A 24262-nucleotide genomic window follows, 5' to 3' on the forward strand; every position below is an offset into this window, starting at 1 on the left:
AAACGTTGTCACAAAAAAAGGCCTCATCTCGTTACATGTGCAAACAGGAGAAGAGGAGAGGTTACGATGAAAGAACTGACTTGCATGATTGTTGGCGGGGGCTTTGCGGGCATTCACGCGGTAAAAGCGATACGGAAAGCTCACAAAGCAAACGGTGCTCCATATAAACTTAATCTGATTTTGTTTGATCAACAGCGAAGTCACTTGCGCAAAGTATTGTTGTTTCGCCCTGCGGTAAGCGAGCAGAATATTACGATTCCTTGGCAGCAAGTGCTGCAGGACGATGCCGTGTTTATCCAAGGCTCCGCCCTCGAAGTAGACGGCGTTCATAAGAAGTTGTTGTATCGTGACAGTGAGGGGCAGACCAAGGAGCATAGCTATGACGTGCTTGTGATGGCAATCGGGAGCATAGCCCGCCAGCCAGATCCAAATCAAGGAGGAATCCCGTTAACGGGAGTGGATGCCGCCGCTCGCATTCTTGAGTTATGGCAGAGCAATATGAAACGCGCAGCGATAGAAAACAAGAAGGAAGAAAGGCAAAGGCTGCTGACGGCAGCTGTTGCGGGAGCGGGAATATCCGGAGTGGAGACGGCTGCAGAACTTGCATATGCCATGAGGAACGAGGCGTCGGCTAACGGACTGGATCCTTCCGAGGTTAAAGTCCATCTCATCAATGCTCAGGAACGGCTGTTTCTTGAAGGCCCGGTCAAGGTAAGCTTAAAGCTGGATCAAGATCTGGCGGAATGCGGGGTTATCGTCCATCATAACCGGAGAGCGATTCGGGAGGAGGAAGGACGCCTTCAGTTATCCGAGGGGGATTCGCTGCCGGTAGGCTTAACGGTCTGGACGCTTGGTCTTGTGCCTAACCCGGCTCTACAGACAATGGGGCTGCCTGTTACCGAACAGGGGCAGGTTATTGTGGATGAGAGCTACAGGGTTCGCGGCAGGAGCGGCGTATATGCGATCGGTGACAATGCTTTTATTGTGGAGCAGGCAAGCGGCAAAGCATGCCAGATGACCTGTAAGGAAGCGATTCCGCAGGCGCAGCGGCTGGGCAAAATTATTGTCGCCGATTTGACAGGCAGCGAGGCGCCTAAGCATAAAGCGGTAATGGATGCCTTCACGATCGGACTTGGACCGGGACGGGGGATCATGTGGACGCGTAAATGGGGGCTTGATATAATCATTTCGGATAAGCTTGCCTACAAAATCAAATGCTTCGCTTGGGATTATGCCAGTATGCTGAAATCGTAAGGAGCTTGTGACATGGTAGAGCTATATACGCAGTATAAAAATCTGTTGTTCCGTCTCGCATACGAGCTGACAGGTTCAGCGGCCGATGCGGAAGATGCGGTTCAGGATGTGTTCGTCAAGGTACAGAAGGTTAGTGCGGAACGATTAAAGGAGCCTAAAGCTTATCTGTGCAAAATGATGACCAATCATTGTATCGACCTGCTCCGTTCCGCACGCAAGCGCCGGGAGCTTTATATCGGTCCATGGCTTCCAGAACCGGTATACGAGAGCAGCTTCGAGGACGCCGAGCATCATGATACCCTTTCTTATGCGATGCTGGTTCTGCTTGAGAGGCTAACGCCTGCGGAACGGGCTGTCTTCGTATTGCGCGAAGCACTTTGCTTTGATTATCCCGCTATTGCCGAGCTGATCGACAAAAGCGAGATGAACTGCCGCAAGCTTATGAGCAGGGCTAAAGCAAAGATGGGAATCGCAGAAGAGGAACTGCACAACCGGGGCAGGATCCGGCAGCAATGGCTGGAGCTGTTTGTTCAAGCATTGTCGCATGGCGAGGCGGAAGCTGTGCTATCTTTGCTTCATGAGGATGTGGTGCTTCTCTCTGACGGCGGCGGCAAAGTTCATGCAGCTATCCGGCCGATTGTGTCTTCCGGACGTGTGGCTCAGTTCCTTCTTGGCATTATTCGCAAAGCTCAGCACGAAGAGGGATTATCTGTGGAGTTTGCTGCACTGGGCGGCGGCACGGCTATTCTTGTCCGGCAAGGCGGCCATGTAACAACTGCGGTTTTTTTATCGATGAAGCAAGACAAGATTCAGGAAATTTATTTGGTCGTGAATCCGGAGAAGCTTATCAGGTTACAGGAACATTCGTAATCATTTGGATTTTGATGCCTCTTGGCGAATTATGCTGGAGGATGAGGATGAAGAATAACGGCAGCACAAAAAAACACGCCCGTTTCCGGGCGTGTTTTTTTGTATTATTTCGCAACCTTTTCGCGGTTGAGATAAACGGTTTCACCTGTGCGGGCGGATTCGTAAATCGCTTCCAAAATCTCCGTTACAACAAGTGCTTGCTCGGCTTTAACAACCAGATCCGTATCATTCAGGATCGCGTTGATCCAAGCCGCGCATTCAACATCGATATCGCGTTCCGATGCGCCGTCGTAGAAGGCTACGCCGCCAGCGGAGAGGTCAACTTCTTTCACGAACAAGCGGCTGTTTTCTTCGCCATTGATGCGGAGGCCGTTCTTCATGTCTGCTCCGCCTTCTGTACCGCAAAGCGTACATTTTGCTTCATCAATGTCCAGCGTATTCAGAGCCCAGCTTGCTTCAAGCGTGATCGTTGCGCCGTTCTCCATCTTAATGAATCCTACAGCTGAATCTTCAACCGTAAACTTGGCAGGATCCCATGGGCCCCAAGCGTTAGCGGCATTTTCTTTGGAACCAAGCTTGTGGAATACAGAGCCTGTAACGGATACCGGCTTGTAGTTATCCATCATCCAAAGCGTCAAATCAAGAGCGTGAGTACCGATATCGATGAGCGGTCCGCCACCTTGTTTCTCTTCGTCAAGGAATACGCCCCAAGTTGGAACTGCGCGGCGACGAATCGCATGTGCGCGTGCATAGTAGATTTCGCCAAGATCGCCTTGCTCGCATACTTTTTTCAGATATTGGCTGTCCGGACGGAAACGGTTATTGTAACCGATCGTCAGCTTTTTGCCGGTACGTTTGGCAGCATCCAGCATTGCTCTTGCTTCAGACGCCGTTTTAGCCATTGGCTTCTCGCACATAACATGCTTGCCGGCTTCCAGCGAGTCAATCGTAATAAAGGAATGGGAATCGTTTGGCGTTAATACATGCACGACATCGATAGACGGGTCTGCAATCAGCTCGCGGTAGTCCGAATATACTTTCGAGCCTTCTGTGCCGTATTTTTGCTGTGCTTCTGCAGCGCGTTCTTCCACGATGTCACAGAAAGCAACGATTTCTACATTCTTGTTTTTGCTAAGTGCAGGGAGATGTTTGCCATTGGCGATACCGCCGCAACCGATGATACCAATCTTCAATAATTTACTCATGTCCAGCCTCCGTTATAAGTAAAATATGTTTATGCCATTACTATAGGTTTGACCGATATTTGGAGTCAATAAGTCTGAAGAAATGTTCTTGTCTGTGTCGTTAAATTGTAGTCAGAATGTCTTTATGTTCTAGTTTTCCTTTAGGGAATGGTATGCTAACTTAGAATAAAGTCGCAAATATGAAGTGGTTGCAAATAATTGATCTGAGGAGTGGACGTTATATGATTAGAGTCGCAATGTTAAGCTATTGGCATGTTCATGCATGGGATTATACGAGAGAGGCGCAAGCGCATCCGGCTACGGAAATCGTAGCGGTATGGGATGAAATTCCGGCAAGAGGAGAAGAAGCTGCAAGCAAGTTAGGCGTACCTTTTATCTCGGATCTGGACCAATTGCTTGCAAGAGAAGATATTGACGGTGTCATTGTAGATACACCAACCAACATCCACCGCGATGTTATGGTGAAGGCGGCACAAGCCGGCAAGCATATCTTTACAGAAAAAGTGTTGGCGCTTACAACAAAAGAAGTAAATGAGATTGTAAATGCTGTTGAGGAAGCAGGCGTGAAGCTGACGGTTTCGCTGCCAAGACTAAATGATTGGTATACAGCATCTATTGAGAAGGTTCTTGAATCAGGCGATCTTGGAAAGGTAACGATGGTCCGTGTCCGCTTGTCACATAACGGCGCAACTGCCGGCTGGCTTCCGGAGCATTTCTACAGCCTTGAAGAATGCGGAGGCGGAGCACTGATCGATCTGGGCTGCCACCCGATGTATTTGACAAGACTGTTCCTGGGCGAATTGCCCGTTCAGGTTCAAGCTTCATATGGCTATGTAACCGGCAAAGACGTAGAGGACAACGCGATCTCAGTGCTGACTACGGGAAGCGGGGCAATTGGCATCGTAGAAGCAGGATTTGTTAACGCGCATTCCCCATTCACCATTGAAATTCATGGTACGGAAGGCTCGCTGCTGTACGGTACGCCGGATGCCAAAGTTCTGGTTCGCAGCAATAAGAACGGCGAGTCAGAGTGGACTGAAGCGGGGCAGGAAAGCGGCCGTATCAAAGCATTCGAGCAATGGGCGGACCACATTCAAAATGGCACAACAGCGGTAGACAATATCCGTATGGCGCAAGAGCTTACGATGCTGATGGAAGCTTCCAACCGCTCCGTTGCTGAGAAGCGGGCTGTACGTCTTGAAGAAATCCGCTAATAAGGTGGCCGGCATGGAAGAACGGGAGCTTAACGTGGAGCCCGACAGCAAGGTGAGTGTAAGACCGTATCCATATGCCGTTATGAAAGAAAAGATGGACGCGCTTGAACGGCTTGATCTGCATTTCAGGTGGGGCCGTTACGGAATCCGGGTCTTGAAATGGCATCTGACCAGTTTTAAGCCCGGACAGCTTATTAAATTCCATAAGCATTCGGAGTTTGAATTTCATTTTGTCCCCCGCGGCAAAGGAACCGTTACGCTGATCGACCATATTTATAAGCTAAACAGCGGGATGTTCTATTTAACCGGCCCGGGAGTTGTGCATCAGCAAACAGCGGATTCCAGGTCCGGGATGGAAGAGTTATGTCTTCATGTGGATATTACTCGCCTTCCGGAAGAAGAGGGTGCGGAAGAATGGGGAGCGGAGTGGGAGAATAAGGAGTCGGAAGCCTGCATGCAGGCTCTGAACGATTTTCCGCTTCGCCCGTTCATGGATCAGCATGATGCCATGTCCTGTTTCCTTCAGGCCTATTTAGCTTGGCGGTCCGGAGAGCTTGGCGCGTATACGACCATTCGGCAGTCGCTTATTCAAATTCTGCTCCGCGCAGCCAAAGCGACTGTAGACCGGGAAGGGCAGCAGATGCTTCCGTCACGGGATATCCAGGCGCATCGCTTCGAGATGGCGCAGCAATACATTTACGACAATTATGCAAGACCGCTTACGCTGCAGGAGGTTGCGGACCGTATCCAGATCAGCACCAGACAGCTGCAGCGCGTATTCCACCGTTATGGGGTCAGTTCATTCACCAGTTATTTGGAGGACTTCCGGCTTCAGCGCATTTGCGAGGAGCTTGTTGAGACCTCTAACACGGTTGAATCCATTGCGGTGAACCATGGCTTTACGAATACCAACTATTTGTTCCAGGTCTTCAAACGGAAGATGGGGATGACACCGCTGGCTTACCGCCAGAGCCGTCAATCCACGATGACGGAATAAGAGTGAAGAAGTACCGACGAGGGAGAATGCCGTAAGCGTCCAGTTCAATCGACGCAGCGGCGTTCTCCTTTTTGTTGCCCGATAGAGACCATCCCGCGCTGAAGCAGCCCTGAGCGGGGAGGCATGCTCTACCCAGGGAGGCGAAGCCGTTTACGCTTGTGTTATACTAAACAAAGTAAAGTGACTTCGTAAGGAAACAAGGTGAACAACTTGAATGACAGAGTGGTAATGCCCGTGTGGATGCTGGGCTTGTTTGTCGTTGTCATGAATACGACAATGTTTAACGTCTCAGTGCCAAGTATTATTACGGATCTAAGGATTTCATCCGATCTCGGATCATGGATTGTATCAAGCTACTCAATTGGTTATGCACTATCAACCGTGATCTACAGCCGTTTGTCGGACATTGCTCCAATTCGCAGGCTGGTTGCGATTGGGCTTCTCATACTAGGGCTTTCATCGGTGCTTGGTATCTTCGCCCATCATTTCGCTCTCTTGCTGACAGCAAGAATACTGCAATCGGCTGGAGCCGGCGCGATGGCCGGGCTTGGTCTTGTTCTGGCAAGCCGATATATCCCGATCGAGAGAAGAGGTAAGGCCATTTCGATGATAGCGGCCGGCAGCGCGATGGCGTTTGGGCTAGGCCCGATTGTTGGCGGTGTGATCAGCGAATACTTTGGATGGAATGGTCTGTTTGTCGTCACTTGCCTCGTACTCGTCATCCTTCCGATACTGCTGAAGCTGCTGCCGAAGGAAAATCCGAAGCCGGCAAAGTTTGATTATTTCGGTGCGGCATGGACCGTTATCAACGCAACGACTTTATTAATTGCAGTGACGCAGCAATCTTTGATCTGGTTTGTGGCGAGTATCGTTACGATCGCTTTGCATGTGCTGCATATTCGCAAAGCGAAAGGCGAAGGGACCTTCGTTAATCCGGAAGTATTCCGTCAGCCCGGATATAACCGGCTGCTAGTTGTCGGGTTCTGTCTGCTGATTATCAACTTGGGCAATTTGTTCCTGATGCCGCTTGTGCTGGCGAATTTATTCCACAAATCGGAGATGATGATTGGCTTCCTGATCGCTCCGGGTGCAATCCTATCGGCTATGCTGACACCGTTTGTCGGGCGATGGCTTGACCGGTACGGCAATGTCCGGTTCCTGTTCATCGGGACGGCCGTCTTGATGGTTGTGATGGCTTTGTTTATGACGGCACTAGGCAACTCGCCATTTATCATCATGTGTGGCTATCTGCTGTTCTCGCCAGCCTTTTCGGCAACGCTGGCTTCGCTTAATAATCAGACCTCCAGCATTTTGCCAAAGCATCTGATTGGTTCCGGGATGGGAATGATGCAGCTTTTTCAGTTTTTCGGAGGATCGTTGTCCGTGGCGATCTGCGGATTGCTGCTTCATAAGATGAGAAATATTTCTCTTGAGCACGCGTATAACCATGTGTACCAGCTGCTCTTCCTCTGTCCGGTAATTGCGATTGTCATGCTCGGTTGGTATTACTCATCCTATCGAAAAAAAGTACAGGCGCAAAATCTTATATAAGGTAGTTCCTATTACCCGGGTAATGAAGGAAAGCATAACAAAGGACGCAGCTGTCAGAGCTGCGTCCTTTGTTGTCTAAAAATATTTCTCCATCAATATGGATAACATCTGGATGCCAACTTCATTTTGCCCGCCTTCGGGAATGATAATGTCAGCGTACTTCTTGGACGGTTCAATAAATGCTTCGTGCATCGGCTTAACCGTCTTAAGGTACTGGTCGTGAATGGATTGAATCGAGCGGCCGCGCTCTTCAATATCCCTAAGCACCCGGCGCAAAATCCGCACATCGGGATCCGTGTCCACGAATACCTTAATGTCGAGCATCGCGCGCAAATTCTCGTCGGACAGAACATGAAGTCCTTCAATAACGACAATATTGCAAGCTTTAAGCTCCACGGTCTTTTCCTTGAAGCGGGAGTGGGAGGTGAAATCATAGACAGGTGCCTGAGCGGCTTCTCCGGATTTCAGCTGTTTCAAATGTTCGATCAATAAATCATTGTCGAATACAAGCGGATGATCATAATTTAGTCCTTCACGCTCCGCGAGCGTCAAATGGGGATGATCCTTGTAATAATTATCCTGCGAGATGAAGGTTACCTTCTCTGCGCCAAGACGTTCAATAACCGAACGCGCCACCGAGGTTTTCCCTGAGCCGGTGCCGCCGGCGATACCAATAATAAGCATAGTTGTTCTTAAAGCCCCCTAATGTATTAAGCCCATCAATTCAAGTATTGTATCACAGCGAAGCGCGAAAAACATCTGTCCGGCCGCGGTGCTTATTCAGAATCCCAAATGCTTTTTTATTCCGGATGTACAAGGACTTGAATACTTCAAAGTACGTATCGTAGGTTGCTTTATTTTCCCGATTTGGTTCGTAGGCAGCACGAACTTTAATTAAAGTCTTCGCTTCATCTATGCCGGGAATCAAGCTTAGTCCCACAGCTGCAGTAACGGCTGCCCCGATAGCTCCTGCATTTTGCGGACTGTCGACCGTCTCGATCGTCCGCCCGAGAATATCCGCGAGAATCTGACAGGTGAGAGGGGCAAGAGCGCCGCCTCCAACAAAACGGATCGCCTCGGAGGTTTTGACCTTCCGCTCCTGCGATTCCAGCTGCCACCTCAGATGATAGCAAATGCCCTCCAGTACGGCATGAATCAGCTCGGTTTTCCCCGTTTCAATACTGATGTTGAAAAATACCCCCCGCGCATTCGAATCCTCAAACGGACAGCGGTTTCCATGCAGCCAAGGCGTGAAGATGACGCCATTGCTTCCAGCGGGAACATCCCTGATTGCGTACATCATGTAATCGTATAGGCTGCGATACATCGTTTCCTGAGAATCGGAGATCTGCTTCTTCTCCAGATAGATGCCGATTTCATCAAGAGCCAGGTGATTTTTGACCCATTCCAGACATTTGCCCGCTGTCTCCAGCTCGCAGAAATAATGATAATGATGCGGCCTTGCGCCAACAATCGATGCGATCATGCTGGTTGCATCGATGATCTGCCGTTTAACAACCGTGGATACCCAGCCGGAGGTGCCGAGGTAAATATGGGTATCGCCTTCTTCAACGGCACCAGCCCCAACTCCAATGAGAGAGGCATCTCCGCCACCGCCAAACACCGGAGTGCCTTCTGCAAGCTGCAGCTCCATTGAGGCCTCGGCTGTCAACAATCCAGCTTTTTCGGTAGACGGGATAACTCTTGGGAAATGATCAAGATGCACGCCAAACATCCGGCACAATTCCTTGCTGAAACGGCCTTTTCGAGCGTCGAACAGCAAGGTGGCATACGCCGTATCCTCGGTCATGACATATTCGCCCGTACATTTGTACAGGAGATACTCTTTGACATCCAGCCATTTGTGAACGCGGCGGAAAACTTCAGGCTCATGACGCTGAACCCATTTGTACTTCCAGACGGGATCCTTCACGCTGGCCGGAACGGCGCGAGTAATGGCAAGCGACTTAAGCAGCTTGAAGACATTAGCCCCCGCCACCTGAATGCCATGCATGATCCCTTTGCGGTGTTCTTCGGAAGCGCGGGTATCCATATAACTCATGGCTTTCCGGACAGGCTGCCCCTCGTTGTCGACAAGAATCAAGCCCTGCATCTGGGCGCAGAACGATATCCCGCTTATTTGCGCAGCCGGAATAAGGCTGGCTTGCAGCACTTTCCCCGTCGTCTCCCGCATGGCGTTCCACCAGTCCGCCGGATCCTGCTCCGCGCCGCCGTTATCTAGAATGGTGAGCTCATAGCTATGCAAAGCGCTTGCGATAAGCGTGATTGATTCGGCCAGATGATAGAGACATGTCTTGACGCCGGATGTTCCTACATCATAGGTGAGTACGTAACTCATCGGTTGCACCTGCCTTTACATAGGCTGATTCTTATCTCCATCCTTGGGGGCCGGAGCCCGTAAGGATGACTCTTGAATGCGAAGCGTTACGGGAAGTAATATGGCGGTTAAAAGAACAAATAGCAGCATTGGCCAGACGATGGAATCCAAGGCGTCGTTTAATAGCTCAAACAGATAAACAAAAGCAATTCCAGATACCTGACCCATCAGCAGAATCATGCCCAGCGAGGTACCTTCCTGCACCGGGTAAGCCAGCTCCGAACCATGCTGAAAAAGAATCGGAGCAACGCCCATAATGGTAAAGCCGGCAAGACCGGCGATGACGGCTACGGGGAAGGTCTGTTCGGCAAAGGTAAGTCCAAGGTAAGCAGGGATGAGCAAGGTGATGGCCGCGATAAAAAAGGGCGCCCTGATCCGGTATTTATCCGATAGGATCGGCAGAACGACGGCGCCTATTATGCCAGCGACAATAAAGACGGCGCCAACAAGTCCGGCTTCCTCGGATGAAAATCCCCGAGGGGTTAGTATGGTTTCAAGCAGGGTGAGAATCGTGTTGAATATCCCAATCGAGATAAAGCTGATGAATAAGATAAGGAAATAGTTCTTGTTTGTCATAAGAAGTCTGATGGATTCGAATCGCAAAACCTCTTGATGAGGAGCGGCATGGGTGAGGGGAGCGGGAGGTTTTACCGGCACAAAGGCGGCGGCCAGGCATGAGGCAGCAATCGCAAAGACCGCAAACCACATGAACAGCTCCGGGATGCCGGCTGCTTTAGCAATGGCAGGAGCAAGAGCCATCGGAACGATAAAGCCGATATATTGGGCCAGCGTCAAAATGCCGGCTGCCGTGGATCTCTCCTGAAGCGGGAACCAGTCCGAGGCTACTTTGGTTGCGATATTCAGAAGAAACGGCTGCCCGATAGCCAGGATGAACTGGAAGATCAGGACAAGTGTGAAATCATCCGCAAACAAAGCCCGCAGCAAGCCAAACACGGCTGTTAGACCCGCGCCGATCAATAGAGAGGCTTTGTAGCCCCAGCGGTCTATCACCCATGAGGCGGGCAAGGAGAACAAAATAAACATAATCATAAAGCTCATGGAGCATAACGTGACAGCCATGCTGCCAACGCCGTAGTACTCCTCGGCAAGACTAGCAATCGGCGCAAGCGACAGCCACATCATTTCGGTCGATACGATGACCGGTACAATCGATAAAAGAATGATCCACTTCATCACGGAATGATCGATTCTTTTAATATAAATTCCACCTTTCGGCTAGGAGGTAACAGCAGACTGCTTGGAATATTTTTTCAAATACACCAAGCGCATCAAGAGGCTTTCCAAATAATGAATCGGTTTTACGCGGCCCAGCAGCTTGGCCCCGATATGGGCTTTGCCGTTTTTCTCCAGTACCATCCCTACGGCAAGGGCATCATCATAAGAGCTGCCGCAGCATAAAGCACCCTTACCGCGGATGATCACGGCTGAGGATTTTTTTAAGGCTGCCGAAATCTCCGACGGGGAGAGCTCCATACTCTTTGCCGATGTACCGATCAGTTGGGCGAAATCATCAAGCAGCGGCTTTAGCGGTTGGCCGGTATGAGAAAAGGCGATAATCTCCGGAATGCCGCTCCAGCGAATATGATTAATCTGCTTATGCGAGCGGTAAATTTGCTGATAGACCCAGGCTTCCTCCGGCATGCCGGCATCAAGCTCGTCATAACGGACCTGTATTTCTGTACCGGAATCGTCAAACAGAACAAATCCGTCTTCCAGCCTGCGGCTGTGATGGAGTTTGTGATCTGCCAGGGCTTCATCATATTTTGAAGCGGTATGACAAAGTCCTAGCGCAAAGCAGCTTAGCTGGGCAGGGTCTGCTTCCGGCTCCCCGGTTAAACTTTTATAGGTATCGTCTATATATTGCCGGCAGGCTGAATCAAGCTCAAGAGCGGCCTTGAATGCCTCCATATCGTTAGCGCCATAGCAGACCGCGCCGTGGTTTTTCAAAATAATAGCCCGATTGGAAGTGCGGGCAAGCGTGTTGGCAACATTACGCTGCAGCTTCTTGGTGCTTGGGAGGGCATAAGCGCCGCATAATACCTGACCGGCCAACAGACCATCATCGATCGGAATCGCATTTATATGACAGGCACTAATGACGGAGGCGTACTCCTGGTGGGTATGAATGACGAAATGTACATCCGGAAAGCGCTTGTAAATTTCGGCATGAACGCCTTTCTCGGAGGAAGGCTTAATGCTGCCGGTGTAGCTGCAGTCGGAGATTTGTACGGTTACGATATCTTCGGGCCCAAGTGACCGGTAATCCCGGCCGCTTGGCGTAATGACGAATTGCCCGCCATCGACGCGGTGGCTTACATTTCCCCATGTACGGGCAATCAGTCCGTATTCCAACAGCTTGAGTCCGGCTTGAATCACGCTTTGTTTGGCTTCTTCGACAGCAGTCATGGTCGTCCTCCTAACCATCGATCAAGGCTACGTTTTTGAAAATGTTATCGAAGCGCACAAGCACATCATCAATCATCTCTTCCGTATACGCGCCGCTTGTATAGAGCCGGCTTCCTGCCAGCGTTACAATACCTTCGGCCATATAGGCGGCGCCCATATGCTCCATTTCTTTTTTGCGTTTGGAGGTTTCGGAGAGTACCTTCGGAATTTGCCAAGGCTTCGACCAGTTGATGGCAAAATGCATGGTGCCTACCGTCTCGAGGTGGCAGATGGAGCCTTGGTTAAATGCAACAAACGGCAGCTTGTATTTGCCGATCAAGGCTTGCAGTCCTATTGTCAGCCGGTCGGCCATTTGTCCGGATCTTGGGATCGCGTTCGTCCGTTCAATCACGCATAGCGTATAATAGCCTGCCACGCAGCTCAGCGGATTGGCCGCCATTGTGCCGCCGACAAGCGCCTTTTTATGCTTGCTGCCAGCCTCGATGCCCGCGGACAAATATTTCATATATTCCTTCTTGCCGCCAAGTCCGCCCGCACCCGGATAACCGCCTGCGACAACCTTGCCAAAGATCGTCAGATCCGGCGAAACGCCATAATAGCCTTGTGCGCCAGACATGCCGATCCGAAACGCGGTAACCACCTCATCAAAGATCAGAAGAGCACCGTACTTGCGGCAGAGCTGCTCCACACCTTTGTTGAAGTCCAGATCAACCGGTCTTGTGCCGCTTTCCGGACCAACGGGCTCGATGAGAACGGCCGCCGTGCCGCCGCGCAGCTGATTGAAGCGGAACTTTCTTTCCAGATCCTGCAGATCGTTAGGGAAAAACTCTTGGGTATGTTTGAAAATATAACGCGGAACGCCATGTGCTTGTGTCCATTTGGAGCCGGGGATGCGGATGCCGTAAGCAAGCTGGTCGCTCCAGCCATGATAGGCGCCGCCCATCTTGATAATCTTTTTCTTGCCTGTCGCCAGGCGAGCTACCCGGATAGCAGCCATACACGCTTCGGTGCCGGAGCCCAGCATGCGGAACATCTCGACGGAATCGATGCTGTCGGCAATCTTTTTGCCTAATTTATATTCATATTCATGGAAAAGTCCGGTAGAGGGGCCGCAATCGTTCAGCAGAGCGATGACCTTCTCTCGCACTTCGGGCGGATTGCTTCCGAGTACGGTCGGGCCGCCGGCCTGCAAAAAATCATAATAACGGTTGCCGTCGATATCATGGAGGTAAGCGCCTTCAGCTTTCGTAAAGACGAGGGGGAACGGATGGTTAAAGGCCAGGTTATGCTGAACGCCGCCGGGAATTACGTCTTTGGCAACCTCAATCATTTCTTTCGACTTCACGCATTTCGCTTCAAAATAATCCTCTTCATACTTCTTCAGAGCATCGGGTTTAATCGAATAAATCGGCTGCTGAATGAGCCGGTCAAGCTGGCCCGTCACTGCCTTGACGTCGGGATAGCGGGAAATCGAAAAGGTCCGTTCCATATGTACCCTCCAATAATTCAATAATCGCTATAAAATGGAGAAAATTATGAAATTACTCACAATTCAAGTATATATAAATGGTTCAGAAGAAGGAACCAGTTTAGGTCATATCTCACAAAAATATATAACAGGATTAATGCATGTCTACTAATCTTTTTTAGCTTTTCTTTTTATGGAGGCAGCTGCATAATTGAAATTAATTCCAAATAGAAGCGGATTTGCTCAGGAAGCGGAAAGAATACTACAATAATAGACAAAAGGCTGCACCAGAAGGTGCAGCCTTTTTTTAGCCAAGCAATTTGCGTTTTAACACGGCTACCTGCTCATCGGTCAATCCAATCGTAAACAGATACTGTTCGCCGGACCCATATTTGCTGTACAAATGCTCAAGCATCATAACCATATTGTCTGGAGCGCTGCCCATGAAGCGTTCGAACATCTCAATGGCTGCCGCGTCTGCGCTGCCAAGATGCTTTCGGCGCATGTCGTCAACCATTGGAGCTAGACATTCTGCTGTCAGGCTATAGTCATTAATAATCGTGTCATGCGGTACGCCAGCGTTGTCGAGCAGCAGAGCGGAGATTACGCCGGTACGGTCTTTGCCAGCAGTACAGTGGTACAGCGATGCTTCTTCGGATTGCTGTGCAAGATGCTCAAAAACTTCACGAAGCTGATTTTGCGATTTATCCAACATATCGATGTAGAGCTCGCCCAAGCTTTGAACCTGCATCACGTCCGGTGTTGCGGGATTGATTAAACTCACATGATGATAAGTTACTTTCCCGGAACCAGCAAATACATTCGGATCCTTCTTCAGTTCCTGGGTGTGCCGAAGATCAATGACTTGCCTTACGTTCCGACCCAGTATATGCTGCTGATCGGCATCCGTCAGCTTGTGAAGACCATCCGCCCGGTAAAAGCGGCCCCATTTCGTTACTTGTCCATCTTTTGTCCCATATCCGCCAAGGTCCCGCATGTTATAAGCACCTTCCAGCGTTACAACACGCTGCATGCGAGATTCTTGAATGTTTGTCGTCATGAAAATCATCCCTTCACTTATCGTTTGGGTCTAAGTATGCAACTTGTATGTAAGTTGTGTGTAATCGTTAGTTTGAATATTTGTAAACCATAACAAATACAACCGGAAGCCGTTGCGGCCTCCGGTTGCGCTGTCTTGTAAATTATTTCATCAAGCCGCCAAGAATGAATTGTTCATGCACTTCGGCATACTGCTCGGTGACGGCAGCTTTGGCTGAGGCGATGTCACCGCTTTTTATAGCTTCATAGATCCGGCTGTTCGTTTGAGCAGAACGGCTGGGACGGTATTGCGGATATTTTTTGCGATAGTTTACGGTATGGAACACATAGCGGCCCCGGTAGAGCTCCATAATCTGCCGCATGCTTTCGTTATGAATAGTACTAAGGATCGTTTCGGTGAAATCCAGGGTACTGTTGTAATAGCTGTAAAAATCATCTTGCTCCATAGCTAATTGCTGCCGATCAAGAATTTGGCCTAAGGTATGGAGGTCAAAGGCAAGCTGGCGTTTCAGGGCTGTATCCAGGGCGAACAGCTGCATAGAGACGAGGACCTCATACATTTCGCTGAAATCATGGGCGGATACTTCCTTCACCATGACGCCTCGACCACGGAAGGTTCCCACAAGACCTTCCCGTTCTAACAAGGAGATAGCCGCGCGAATGGGCGTTCTGCTCATGCCAAGCAGACCGGCCAGCTCATTTTCCGATAACATGGAGCCGGGCATATATTCCGCACGCATGATCCGCTCACGAATTTCACGATAAGCAACGGTTTCCAGAGAAGTTGAAGACATAGTCTATTTTCCTTTGTCTGTTTTTAGTTTAATAGTAACAAAACCGTTATGTCTTGAAAATACTACAATGCTGATCGTAATTCATCATCTCGTGAGATCGAGACCGTCATGGACTGGCGAGCCCTGTACTCATAACGTCCCCAATCCTCTTTACTTCACCTGTCCTATAGACAGGCTCACTTTATAATTGCCGTACGTCAACAGCTCATCTAGAAAATCAGTCAGCTCCAGCTGTGAACGGGTGCGGACGCGCATCCAATAGCAGCCTTCCCCGCTGACGCGATGAGTTTCTTCAACATGACTGCTGCTGCTGGCGAAGGCTTGAAAAGCCTGATGAGCCGTACTTGATTTCATAAAGACAGTAACAAAGGCGTGGACGGTCAAACCGATTTTTTCCGGATTCCAAATGACGGTCGTACCCTCGATAATGCCAAGGTCTTGAAGCTTGCGGACGCGGGCGCCTACAGCCTGGCCGGTGAGATGTACCTGTTCCCCAATAGACTTATGGGTTTGGCTGGCATCTGCAATCAGGCAGTTCAGGATTTGTCTGTCGATCTCATCAATTCCGTTTGAACTTAACATATCGGGAGAAATCCTTTCATTGTGAAAATTAAAACGGCTATTTCATTTCACGCGGTTATTCGTCAGTTCTGCATTTTATTCTATGATTGTATCAGAATCGATTAGAAATGAGGGATACAAAATGAATATTCAATTGATACGTCATGCCACCATATGGCTGGAATACGCAGGGGTACAATTTCTTGTAGATCCAATGTTAAGCGAAGCTGGAGCAAATCCGCCAATTAGCAACTCGACGAATGACCGCCGGAATCCGCTGGTGCCGCTTCCTATCGATAAGGAAAAGCTGCTGCAGCCGGACGTCATTCTCGTTACGCATCTTCACGCCGATCATTGGGACACGGATGCGGCTGATGCATTGCCCAAATCAAAGCCGCTCTATTGTCAACCGGGAGACGCTGCAAGCATCTCGGCTCAGCAATTCTCCAGCGTTACGGAAATCGAGGAATCCATCTCCTATCAAGGGATTACGATTTCCAGAACAAGCGGTCAGCATGGGACAGGAGAGATCGGGAAGAGAATGGGGCAGGTATCCGGTTTTGTCCTGCAAGCGGAAGGAGAGCCGACGCTATATATCGCTGGAGATACCATTTGGTGCGATGAAGTAAAGCATGCGCTGGATACCTTCCAGCCGGATGTGACTGTAGTTAATGCAGGCGGTGCGCAATTTGCCGTTGGAGATCCAATTACGATGAATGCCGAGGACGTTATCCAAGTGTGCCGTTATGCTCCTAATAGCAAGGTTGTAGCGGTTCATATGGATACGATCAACCATTGTCTGGTGACAAGAGAGGATCTGGCCGATGCCTTGCAAATTGAAGGTCTGCTGGGTCAGGTCCTGATCCCGGCCGATGGCGAAAGTGTAATCGCAGACAAGTAATCTTCCATGATCCGGTTAAAAGCTTCCGGTGCATCCGCATTCGCGCAATGTCCGGCTCCCGGGATCTCAATCAGCTGCGAATGCGGCTCCAGCCGATGAAGCTCGCTTGCCGCTTCAAGGGCTATCTCGCGGTCGTGCTCTCCAACTATAAGGAGCATCGGGTAAGACACGGGTTCTGTTTTTGCCGTAAAAAAGGAGCCCATGCCGCTCATCGCCTGAAAGGACTGCCGCCGGAAGTGCCGGATGCCTTGCTCGAACAGCCTGCGCCCTTGCTCGGAATAACAGGAGACGTTCAGCACATATTGCTTGAACTTTGTCATCGAGAAGAGAATGTATCCGATCCATTTCAATCCTTCGGATTGCTGTTCTTTACGAATCCGCTTATTGGCTTTATGTATGGAATAACCTCCAACCATAATGACCGATCTCGCCTGCTCAGGATAACGGTCTGCAAAAGCTTGCGCGACAAGAGAGCCAAGAGAGACGCCGAGAAGATGGCAGGCATCTATCTGGTTGTCTGTCAGAATCCGGCTGATCATCCCCGGCATGTCTTTCATCGTAAGCTTTGATTTTGCAGCCGCTCCCAGCCCATGTCCAGGCAAGTTCAGAAGAATAAGCCGGTAATGCTCGATGAAATAAGGGATCTGTTCTTCAAATAAAGTGTAGTCTGCAAAAGCAGCATGAAGCATGACAATGGTTTCTTTGTCTTTGTTGCCGCTTATGCGGTAAGCAAATTCATGTTCTCCCAGTCTGCCCACCTTTTGATCGAAAGAAATCATCCGAATTTCCCCCTCTGGTCATTTCACAATAATTCCAGTTCAATGTTAACCGATCTTCTAACTTTACGCAGACGGAATGACCGTCATGTCAAAGCAGGGCGTTACACGTTCTGCTGGAGTGTAAAAAAAAGCGGCTGTGAACGTTCTTTCAGAACCTTTACAGCCGCTTTTTCCATTTATAAATCCCGTTCATCGGCACCTATTGCCAGAATTTCACGGATATCCGCCTCGGATAGTGAAGATAATTGTTCCTCGCCAGGCTGGATAATGTCGTCGATCATATTTTTCTTCCGCTGCTGCAAGGCGTACATCTTATCCTCGACCGTGCCATGGGCGGCCAGCCGGATCACCTGAACAACCTTGGTCTGCCCGATCCGGTGCGCCCGGTCCGCAGCCTGCTGCTCGACAGCGGGATTCCACCACAGATCGTATAAGATTACCGTATCGGCTCCGGTCAGATTAAGACCCGTCCCGCCGGCTTTAAGCGATGCGAGGAAAATGTCCTTCTCACCGTCATTAAACCGGTTGCACAGCTCAACCCGCTCAGAGGCCTTGGTACTGCCATCGAGATAGAAATAAGAAATGCCTTGCCGGACCAATTCTTTGCTGATGAGGCCGAGCATTTCTGTGAACTGAGAGAAGATCAGCATCCGTTTGCCGGTACTGCGGCATTCCTCAACAATCTCGAACAGCTGTTCAAACTTGGCTGAGCTTCCTTCGTAATCGGTGACGAATAGCGCAGGGTGGCAGCAGATTTGGCGCAGCCGCGTAAGGCCGGCCAATATTTTGATCCGGTTCTGATGAAAGCTCCGGTCATTGTCCAGATGCTTGACGGTTTCTGTACGCAGCTTGGCTAAATACGAGACATAAAGCTTCTTCTGCTCGGGCAGCAGGTTGGTCGCCTGAAGCGTTTCGATCTTCTCCGGCAGCTCCTTCAGCACGTCGGTCTTGAGTCGGCGGAGCAGGAAGGGGCGAGCTCGTCGGGCAATATCTTCTCTTGGCATATCCGAGAATGCTTTGCGGGCAGGGAACAGCTCCGGGAAAACAGCGCCAAAGATCGACCAGAGCTCTTCTATTTTATTCTCAAGCGGAGTGCCGGTTAAGCCGAACCGGTACTTGGCTTGCAGGGCTTTTACCGCTTGCGCCGTTTGGGTTGTATGATTTTTGAACGCCTGTGCCTCGTCCAGGATAACCGTATGATAGTAGCGTGTGACGTATAGATCGATATCCCGGCGAAGAAGCGGGTAGGACGTGACGATAACATCTACGCCGTTTAACGTCCTCAGCTTCGCCGCTCTCTCCGGCCTTGTGCCATCGGCAATGATCACTTGAAGCTCCGGCGCGAACTTCTTCAGTTCATTAAGCCAGTTATAGAGCAGAGAGGCTGGAGCGACGATAATCGCCGGCTGATCCAGCTGCCTGATCTCCGGCAGGGAGGACAGCAGGAAAGCGATGCTTTGAATGGTTTTGCCAAGTCCCATATCGTCAGCCAGAATCCCTCCGAACCGGTAATGGGCGAGCGTCTTCATCCATTGGAAGCCATATTTCTGATAATCTCTAAGCACGGGCTGAAGGCTAGCAGGAACCTCAAATTCCAGATGATCCGGGTTGCGGATATGAGCCAGCAGCTTGCGGAGCGATTTGCCAAGCTGAATCGTTCTTCCTTCATTCTCGAAATCGGCAAGATGAAGTCCGCGTGCCAGCGGGATGCGAAAGGCCGTGTGATTCAGCTCCGTTCTCAAGAAGCCTGTTTCATTAATAAGCCTGGTAATGGCTTCATACTCCTTGCCCTCCAGCGGCAGCAGCGCACCTTCCTGCAGGCGGTAATACCGGCGTTTCTCCACTATGGCGCGAAGCACATCGCGAATCTCGTTATCTGATATGCCAGTCAGCTCAAACTTGAAGTCCAGCCAGTTTGTCCGCTCATCCACTTCGACTTTAAGGACAGGCGGAGTATTGGGGACAACAATTCGTGTTTTCACGGCCGATGTCGCATGGACCTGAAGCAGCTTCTCCAGCTTCGGTATGGTATGCCGCAAAAATTCATATTCACTGTCTTCATCCTGCATGTAGTAGCCCAGCTCTGTGGTGATAAAGCCGCTTTGGTCCATGATATCGAGAATCTGATTTTCCCGCTCTCCTTCACGAAGCAGGATCCGGTCTGTGCTTTGGTACTCATTGTTGCCGGCAAGCGGATTAATCCGGACATCCCCGTATTGGAATTCCAGCTCGGCGAGCAGTCTGTCCCTTATCCGGTCAAGATAAAGCCTTGCGGTCAGGGGAGTCTGAACAATCTTCTCGGAAACACTCCGGGTCACTTTAACCTGCCCAAGCTTCATCAGCTCGGGAACAACCTTGTCCATAAACGGTTCAATCTGTTCGTGAGCAATAATGACATGCTTTCTGCGGGAAGCATCCAGCATATTCTTGAAATCTGCCAGCCGATTGCAGGAAGCTTCGGGAAGCTGCATCATCCGGCCTTCACTCAAAACCATATGGTAGGCTGTTAATACGATAATTTTGTCCAGTCCTTCGACATCCAGCTGAAAGCCATTCTCGTCATGCTCTCCAAATTCGAAACGGATCGGAGAGGTCTCATCACTTATTTGCAGACCTGCGGTGACGGTACCCTCCTGATCAATCAGCACGGAAGGACAAGCGGCGAGAAGGGGCAGGACATTAGGCCAATCCGCGGGAGGAATCATGAGCATCCGGTCGCTTTGTCTGCCTCTTGCCCGTCCGGTTAAGGGCTGTGCTCCTTCCTGGTATACCGCCTCGTTCCTGCTGATCCGGGCCAATTCACCGAGCATCGTATGATCTTCAGCATGGAAACGGTGCTCGGCAGGGTTAAAGGTGAAATGCTTGGAAAATGGCCTGGTTACATTCAATGCCATGCTCTCGATAAAGGCACGGATATCCGGTACGACGTAAAGCCTTTCAAGGCCAACCCGCAGCTCAATGCCAATCCGGTAATTCCGGTAACCGCTTGAGAAAATAACGCAGGTGAACTGGGCATCAACTGGAATCCTTGTGTCTCTAACAAAACGCGTGCTGCCTAAGATAGGAGGCTGTTTGCGGTCGCTATTGAACAGATCCAGAATGCTGGACGACAACAGCTGGTCGCTTGCCGAAATCCTGGCCAGATTAATCGCTTCTTCGGGCAGCTGAGGCAGCTCTAACAGATGCAGCAGCGCAGCTGCGACATGTTCGCAATATTTATCTTCGGGATCAAAGTCCGGGCAAGTGCAGGTTGCAACAATCTCGCCTCTGCTTACGGCTGCTGTTACAATCCGGTCGCGATTCGTCCTGACATTCGCTTCGCAGTAGGGTTTATCCGGGTCATACTGCAGAATCGTTACACCGCCTGCCTGCCAGATGGACTCTCCTTCTTCGAAGGCAAATCGGCCGCATAACACCCGGACATCATCATCTGTATATTGAAAGCTCATAGGCGAAAATCCTTTCTGAAACGCAAAACGCATGCTGTCCCCCTAAGGACGGTGCAGCCGTTTACGCTTGTTACTCGGTTAATTGTTGCAGCAAGCGCATCAGCTGGCTGCGTTCTTCAGGTGATAAAGAGGCAAGAACCCTGTCTGAAGACTCGCTCATGGCAAGCCTGGCTTTCTGCATAAGAGGTAGAGCTGTCTCCGACAACCGGATAAATGTTGCCCGGCGGTCATCCGGATCCGGCAGACGAACAATCAGCTTTTCCTGTTCAAGAGCATCTACGAATTGGGTAACGGTACGCGGCTTGATGCCAAGCTTCACGGCAATATCGCTCATGCGGATTTGTCCTGCTTCTGCGACAGAGACGAGGAAGCGCAGTCTTGGTCCTGACAAATATTCCGGTACCTCGAGAGCAGATAGATGAGATTCGAACTGGAGATGCAGCTGATGGGTGGTCCGGAGCAGCGTTTCCAGTACATGGCCTGCAGATGGTATCGTTTCAGATGTAGTCATAATTCCTCCTTGACTTTTGATGCATGAATTTCTATACTCGCAGTATCTCCCAATTAGTGAGTATACTCAATATGTGTACATTCTGTATATTGATTTTACATGATTTCGTTCATTATTCCAATAAGGAGGATTGGCTCAAATGATGCAAGCGATCCGTTATCATAAGCACGGGGGACCTGAAGTACTGCAGCTGGAGCAAGCTCCAAAGCCTGTTCCGCAAGATGGGGAAGTACTCGTTCGTATAGCTGCTGCTGGCGTTCTGCCCGTGGATTGGAAAATCCGCAAAGGATTATTTCCGATGCCTGTGAAGTTTCCGGTGATTCCGGGTACGGCATTTGCCGGTGTCATTGAAGGTGTAGGTCCGGGAGTCAACGGGCTTCAAATTGGTCAGGAGGTATTCGGCAGAAGCACAAACGGCACTTATGCAGAGTATACAACGGCTCCGGCAGACTCTGTAGCGGTAAAGCCGTTTTCCATCAGCTTTGCAGAAGCGGCAACGATCTCCGGCGGAGCAACGACGGCATGGTGTGCCATTAAGAATGCAGCCGTTAAAGCCGGGGACCGCGTATTTATTCATGGTGCCGGCGGTGGGGTAGGATTGTTCGCCGTTCAATTCGCCAAATGGAAAGGGGCCAATGTCATCGGAACGGCTGGCCCGTCAAATATTGATTTTATCCGATCTATTGGCGTGGATACGGCAATCGATTATACGGCAGGTCCTTTCGAAGTAGGGCTGGAGGGTCAAGTCGATTTTATGCTCGATACGATTGGCGGATCTACCCTAGAACGATCTTGGCCTCTAGTCAAGCAGGGTGGGGCGTTTCTTACCATTGCGGGGCAGCCTCCGATTGAGCGGGGGCAGAAGGAAGGCATTCGTGTTCTCCGGTCCGCAATTGCTGCCAAGCAGGATCTAATCGACATTGCGGAGCTGATGGAAAAGGGAATCGTTCAGACCAGCGTTCAAGCTGTATTTCCTTTGAGTGATGCCAGTCAGGCTCATATTCGTTCGGAGGAAGGCCATGGCCGGGGGCGTATTGTTCTTCGGTCAGGTAATTAATAGAAAAAGAGATCGAATCGGATGGATTTCACAGGGTTTATTGCGCTGATAACTTAATTTTACACGTTATATTCTTTAATTTATGTAGTTTACGATTACCCATTTACGATTAGAATGAAAAAGATGAATTAGAATCATCCAGTAGTTATGCGCGAAAAGGAGAATATAATCATGTCGAAACCAAATGAACCAATTGTCACGCATATTTTTACAGCAGATCCTTCTGCGCATGTATTTGAAGGCAAAATTTATATTTATCCTTCCCATGACCTTGATCATGACGGCCCTACCAACGATAACGGTGACCAGTACCAGATGGAAGACTACCATATTTTGTCCATGGATGATGTGAATTCGCCGGTTGTCGATCATGGTGAAGCTCTCCATGTGAAGGACGTGCCTTGGGCTTCGAAGCAAATGTGGGCACCGGATGCCGCATTCAAGAACAATACTTATTATTTGTACTTCCCTGCGAGAGATAAAGACGGCATTTTCCGTATAGGTGTAGCAACAAGCGCAACTCCGGCGGGACCATTCAAGGCAGAAGAAAACTATATCCCGGGCAGCTTCAGCATCGATCCTGCCGTTCTCGTTGATGAAGATAACAAAGCCTATATTTATTTCGGCGGACTTTGGGGCGGACAATTGGAGAAGTGGACAACCGGAGAGTTTGTAGCTGACGCTGCTGATCCGGATGTGAACGGACCTGCTCTTGGACCACGCGTAGCCGAATTAAGCGAAGATATGCTGACCTTCAAGACAGAACCAACGGAAATTGCCATCGTTGATGAAGAGGGAAATCCGCTGCTCGCAGGCGACGAAGACCGCAGATATTTCGAAGGTCCTTGGATGCACAAATATAACGGCAAATACTATTTGTCGTACTCTACTGGTTCGACCCATAAGCTTGTATATGCAATCGGCGACAATCCGCAAGGCCCATTCGTCTTCAAAGGCACTATTCTGACGCCGGTTATCGGCTGGACGACTCATCACTCTATTGTTGAGTTCCAGGACAAATGGTATTTGTTCTATCATGATGCATCGCTGTCCGGCGGTGTGGACCATAAGCGCAGCGTGAAGTTCACCGAGCTTAAGTATAATGAAGACGGCACAATTCAAACGATTGACCCTTACAACAACTAAAGGAAAGCACGGAGCAGATGCTCCGTGCTTTTTTTGTTTTTGATGATGAAATTTTTATGAGGTGCAGCAGTTGCAACATTTTAATCAGTAGTAAGTTGATTAGACTTCAGTAACTCCAGTGGCCCCGGTCGGCCCAGTAGCGCCAGTAGCGCCGGTCGCGCCGGTCGCGCCAGTGTCGCCAGTAGCGCCAGTAGCGCCGGTAGCACCAGTGTCGCCAGTGGCTCCGGTCACGCCGGTCGCGCCCGTGTCACCTGTAGCTCCGGTAACGCCGGTCGCGCCAGTGTCGCCAGTTGCTCCAGTCACGCCGGTCGCGCCAGTGTCGCCAGTTGCTCCGGTCACGCCGGTCGCGCCAGTGTCGCCAGTGGCTCCAGTAGCGCCGGTCACGCCGGTAGCACCAGTGTCGCCAGTAGCGCCAGTAGCGCCGGTCACGCCAGTCGCACCAGTGTCGCCAGTCGCACCAGTGTCGCCCGTAGCGCCGGTCGCCCCAGTAGCGCCAGTCGCACCGGTGTCGCCCGTAGCGCCGGTCGCTCCAGTAGCGCCAGTCGCACCAGTGTCGCCAGTGGCCCCGGTCACGCCGGTAGCACCCGTGTCACCAGTAGCTCCGGTCACGCCGGTCGCGCC

At 50.4% G+C, this 24262-nt stretch carries 21 protein-coding genes; 8 read left to right on the top strand and 13 right to left on the bottom strand.

The genetic code is table 11. The features are described 5' to 3' along the window. Positions 1–66: 66 nt before the first annotated feature. Both BM200_RS16655 and BM200_RS16660 read left to right on the top strand, forming a co-directional pair. Complete coding sequence (locus BM200_RS16655; protein ID WP_091187495.1) at positions 67–1254, top strand: NAD(P)/FAD-dependent oxidoreductase; 1188 nt, start codon at positions 67–69, stop codon at positions 1252–1254. 12 nt (positions 1255–1266) lie between these two features. Continuing rightward, on the top strand, positions 1267–2124 hold the full coding sequence (locus BM200_RS16660) for an RNA polymerase sigma-70 factor (protein ID WP_091187496.1): 858 nt from the start codon (positions 1267–1269) through the stop codon (positions 2122–2124). Positions 2125–2228: 104 nt separating this feature from the next. On the opposite strand, the gene BM200_RS16665 is transcribed toward BM200_RS16660, so the two are convergent. Next, on the bottom strand, positions 2229–3329 hold the full coding sequence (locus BM200_RS16665; RefSeq protein ID WP_091187498.1) for a Gfo/Idh/MocA family protein: 1101 nt from the start codon (positions 3327–3329) through the stop codon (positions 2229–2231). Positions 3330–3550: 221 nt separating this feature from the next. Between BM200_RS16665 and BM200_RS16670 the strand changes: the two genes are divergently transcribed. The 3 genes from BM200_RS16670 to BM200_RS16680 all read left to right on the top strand — a co-directional run bounded on the left by BM200_RS16670 (position 3551) and on the right by BM200_RS16680 (position 7091). Beyond that, on the top strand, positions 3551–4543 hold the full coding sequence (locus BM200_RS16670; RefSeq protein WP_091187499.1) for a Gfo/Idh/MocA family protein: 993 nt from the start codon (positions 3551–3553) through the stop codon (positions 4541–4543). Further along, the gene (locus BM200_RS16675; RefSeq protein ID WP_342716409.1) at positions 4527–5540 is read left to right on the top strand and encodes a helix-turn-helix domain-containing protein; all 1014 of its coding nucleotides are present in this window, start codon (positions 4527–4529) and stop codon (positions 5538–5540) included. The genes BM200_RS16670 and BM200_RS16675 overlap by 17 nt, the downstream gene beginning before the upstream one ends. Positions 5541–5741: 201 nt before the next feature. After that, positions 5742–7091, top strand: coding sequence for an MFS transporter (locus tag BM200_RS16680; protein ID WP_245773050.1), 1350 nt, complete (start codon positions 5742–5744; stop codon positions 7089–7091). 75 nt (positions 7092–7166) lie between these two features. Here BM200_RS16680 and udk read toward each other — a convergent pair whose 3' ends face one another. The 8 genes from udk to BM200_RS16720 all read right to left on the bottom strand — a co-directional run bounded on the left by udk (position 7167) and on the right by BM200_RS16720 (position 15819). Further along, on the bottom strand, positions 7167–7775 hold the full coding sequence (gene udk / locus BM200_RS16685) for a uridine kinase (protein WP_091187502.1): 609 nt from the start codon (positions 7773–7775) through the stop codon (positions 7167–7169). A gap of 52 nt (positions 7776–7827) precedes the next feature. Then, positions 7828–9450, bottom strand: coding sequence for a xylulokinase (locus tag BM200_RS16690; protein ID WP_091187504.1), 1623 nt, complete (start codon positions 9448–9450; stop codon positions 7828–7830). A gap of 15 nt (positions 9451–9465) precedes the next feature. Further along, positions 9466–10683 carry an MFS transporter gene (locus BM200_RS16695; protein ID WP_091187506.1) on the bottom strand — a complete coding sequence of 406 codons (1218 nt, stop codon included), beginning with the start codon at positions 10681–10683 and terminating at the stop codon, positions 9466–9468. A gap of 42 nt (positions 10684–10725) precedes the next feature. Continuing rightward, positions 10726–11916, bottom strand: a complete 1191-nt coding sequence (locus tag BM200_RS16700; protein ID WP_175532898.1) for a class II aldolase/adducin family protein — start codon at positions 11914–11916, stop codon at positions 10726–10728. A gap of 10 nt (positions 11917–11926) precedes the next feature. Beyond that, positions 11927–13405: an aspartate aminotransferase family protein gene (locus tag BM200_RS16705; RefSeq protein WP_091187509.1), complete on the bottom strand. Its 1479-nt coding sequence runs from the start codon at positions 13403–13405 to the stop codon at positions 11927–11929. A 286-nt stretch (positions 13406–13691) separates the two neighbouring features. Beyond that, positions 13692–14444: a tyrosine-protein phosphatase gene (locus BM200_RS16710; protein WP_091187511.1), complete on the bottom strand. Its 753-nt coding sequence runs from the start codon at positions 14442–14444 to the stop codon at positions 13692–13694. A gap of 142 nt (positions 14445–14586) precedes the next feature. Beyond that, complete coding sequence (locus BM200_RS16715; RefSeq protein WP_091187513.1) at positions 14587–15237, bottom strand: GntR family transcriptional regulator; 651 nt, start codon at positions 15235–15237, stop codon at positions 14587–14589. A 150-nt stretch (positions 15238–15387) separates the two neighbouring features. Continuing rightward, the gene (locus BM200_RS16720; RefSeq protein ID WP_091187515.1) at positions 15388–15819 is read right to left on the bottom strand and encodes an Lrp/AsnC family transcriptional regulator; all 432 of its coding nucleotides are present in this window, start codon (positions 15817–15819) and stop codon (positions 15388–15390) included. 121 nt (positions 15820–15940) lie between these two features. Between BM200_RS16720 and BM200_RS16725 the strand changes: the two genes are divergently transcribed. Beyond that, positions 15941–16699 (top strand): MBL fold metallo-hydrolase, encoded by a 759-nt coding sequence (locus BM200_RS16725; protein WP_091187517.1) that lies wholly within the window; start codon positions 15941–15943, stop codon positions 16697–16699. Here BM200_RS16725 and BM200_RS16730 read toward each other — a convergent pair. The 3 genes from BM200_RS16730 to BM200_RS16740 form a co-directional block, all read right to left on the bottom strand. Beyond that, positions 16651–17478, bottom strand: coding sequence for an alpha/beta fold hydrolase (locus BM200_RS16730; protein WP_091187518.1), 828 nt, complete (start codon positions 17476–17478; stop codon positions 16651–16653). The genes BM200_RS16725 and BM200_RS16730 overlap by 49 nt on opposite strands. A 176-nt stretch (positions 17479–17654) precedes the next feature. Beyond that, positions 17655–20927, bottom strand: a complete 3273-nt coding sequence (locus BM200_RS16735) for a DEAD/DEAH box helicase (protein WP_091187939.1) — start codon at positions 20925–20927, stop codon at positions 17655–17657. A gap of 70 nt (positions 20928–20997) precedes the next feature. Then, a complete protein-coding gene (locus tag BM200_RS16740; protein WP_091187520.1) occupies positions 20998–21438 on the bottom strand; it encodes a MarR family winged helix-turn-helix transcriptional regulator in 441 nt (146 codons plus the stop codon). Positions 21439–21577: 139 nt separating this feature from the next. On the opposite strand from BM200_RS16740, the gene BM200_RS16745 reads away from it, so the two are divergent. Both BM200_RS16745 and BM200_RS16750 read left to right on the top strand, forming a co-directional pair. After that, on the top strand, positions 21578–22495 hold the full coding sequence (locus BM200_RS16745) for an NADP-dependent oxidoreductase (protein WP_245773051.1): 918 nt from the start codon (positions 21578–21580) through the stop codon (positions 22493–22495). A 171-nt stretch (positions 22496–22666) separates the two neighbouring features. After that, positions 22667–23641 (top strand): glycoside hydrolase family 43 protein, encoded by a 975-nt coding sequence (locus tag BM200_RS16750; RefSeq protein ID WP_091187523.1) that lies wholly within the window; start codon positions 22667–22669, stop codon positions 23639–23641. Between the two features lie 99 nt (positions 23642–23740). Here the strand turns inward: BM200_RS16750 and BM200_RS30220 are convergent. Continuing rightward, the coding region (locus BM200_RS30220; protein ID WP_217649571.1) for a hypothetical protein at positions 23741–24262 on the bottom strand (522 nt) is incomplete at its 5' end.

It is taken from the genome of Paenibacillus catalpae (assembly GCF_900112695.1).
Lineage (GTDB): Bacteria > Bacillota > Bacilli > Paenibacillales > Paenibacillaceae > Pristimantibacillus > Pristimantibacillus catalpae.

Excerpts from the sequence above, each read along its gene's own strand:
- BM200_RS16740 (WP_091187520.1), bottom strand. The coding sequence starts at position 21,438 with ATGACTACATCTGAAACGATACCATCTGCAGGCCATGTACTGGAAACG.
- BM200_RS16720 (WP_091187515.1), bottom strand. The coding sequence starts at position 15,819 with ATGTTAAGTTCAAACGGAATTGATGAGATCGACAGACAAATCCTGAAC.
- udk (WP_091187502.1), bottom strand. The coding sequence starts at position 7,775 with ATGCTTATTATTGGTATCGCCGGCGGCACCGGCTCAGGGAAAACCTCG.
- BM200_RS16750 (WP_091187523.1), top strand. The coding sequence starts at position 22,667 with ATGTCGAAACCAAATGAACCAATTGTCACGCATATTTTTACAGCAGAT.
- BM200_RS16725 (WP_091187517.1), top strand. The coding sequence starts at position 15,941 with ATGAATATTCAATTGATACGTCATGCCACCATATGGCTGGAATACGCA.
- BM200_RS16655 (WP_091187495.1), top strand. The coding sequence starts at position 67 with ATGAAAGAACTGACTTGCATGATTGTTGGCGGGGGCTTTGCGGGCATT.
- BM200_RS16705 (WP_091187509.1), bottom strand. The coding sequence starts at position 13,405 with ATGGAACGGACCTTTTCGATTTCCCGCTATCCCGACGTCAAGGCAGTG.
- BM200_RS16715 (WP_091187513.1), bottom strand. The coding sequence starts at position 15,237 with ATGTCTTCAACTTCTCTGGAAACCGTTGCTTATCGTGAAATTCGTGAG.
- BM200_RS16665 (WP_091187498.1), bottom strand. The coding sequence starts at position 3,329 with ATGAGTAAATTATTGAAGATTGGTATCATCGGTTGCGGCGGTATCGCC.
- BM200_RS16670 (WP_091187499.1), top strand. The coding sequence starts at position 3,551 with ATGATTAGAGTCGCAATGTTAAGCTATTGGCATGTTCATGCATGGGAT.
- BM200_RS16745 (WP_245773051.1), top strand. The coding sequence starts at position 21,578 with ATGATGCAAGCGATCCGTTATCATAAGCACGGGGGACCTGAAGTACTG.
- BM200_RS16700 (WP_175532898.1), bottom strand. The coding sequence starts at position 11,916 with ATGACTGCTGTCGAAGAAGCCAAACAAAGCGTGATTCAAGCCGGACTC.
- BM200_RS16735 (WP_091187939.1), bottom strand. The coding sequence starts at position 20,927 with ATGAGCTTTCAATATACAGATGATGATGTCCGGGTGTTATGCGGCCGA.
- BM200_RS16695 (WP_091187506.1), bottom strand. The coding sequence starts at position 10,683 with ATGAAGTGGATCATTCTTTTATCGATTGTACCGGTCATCGTATCGACC.
- BM200_RS16690 (WP_091187504.1), bottom strand. The coding sequence starts at position 9,450 with ATGAGTTACGTACTCACCTATGATGTAGGAACATCCGGCGTCAAGACA.
- BM200_RS16660 (WP_091187496.1), top strand. The coding sequence starts at position 1,267 with ATGGTAGAGCTATATACGCAGTATAAAAATCTGTTGTTCCGTCTCGCA.
- BM200_RS16730 (WP_091187518.1), bottom strand. The coding sequence starts at position 17,478 with ATGATTTCTTTCGATCAAAAGGTGGGCAGACTGGGAGAACATGAATTT.
- BM200_RS16710 (WP_091187511.1), bottom strand. The coding sequence starts at position 14,444 with ATGACGACAAACATTCAAGAATCTCGCATGCAGCGTGTTGTAACGCTG.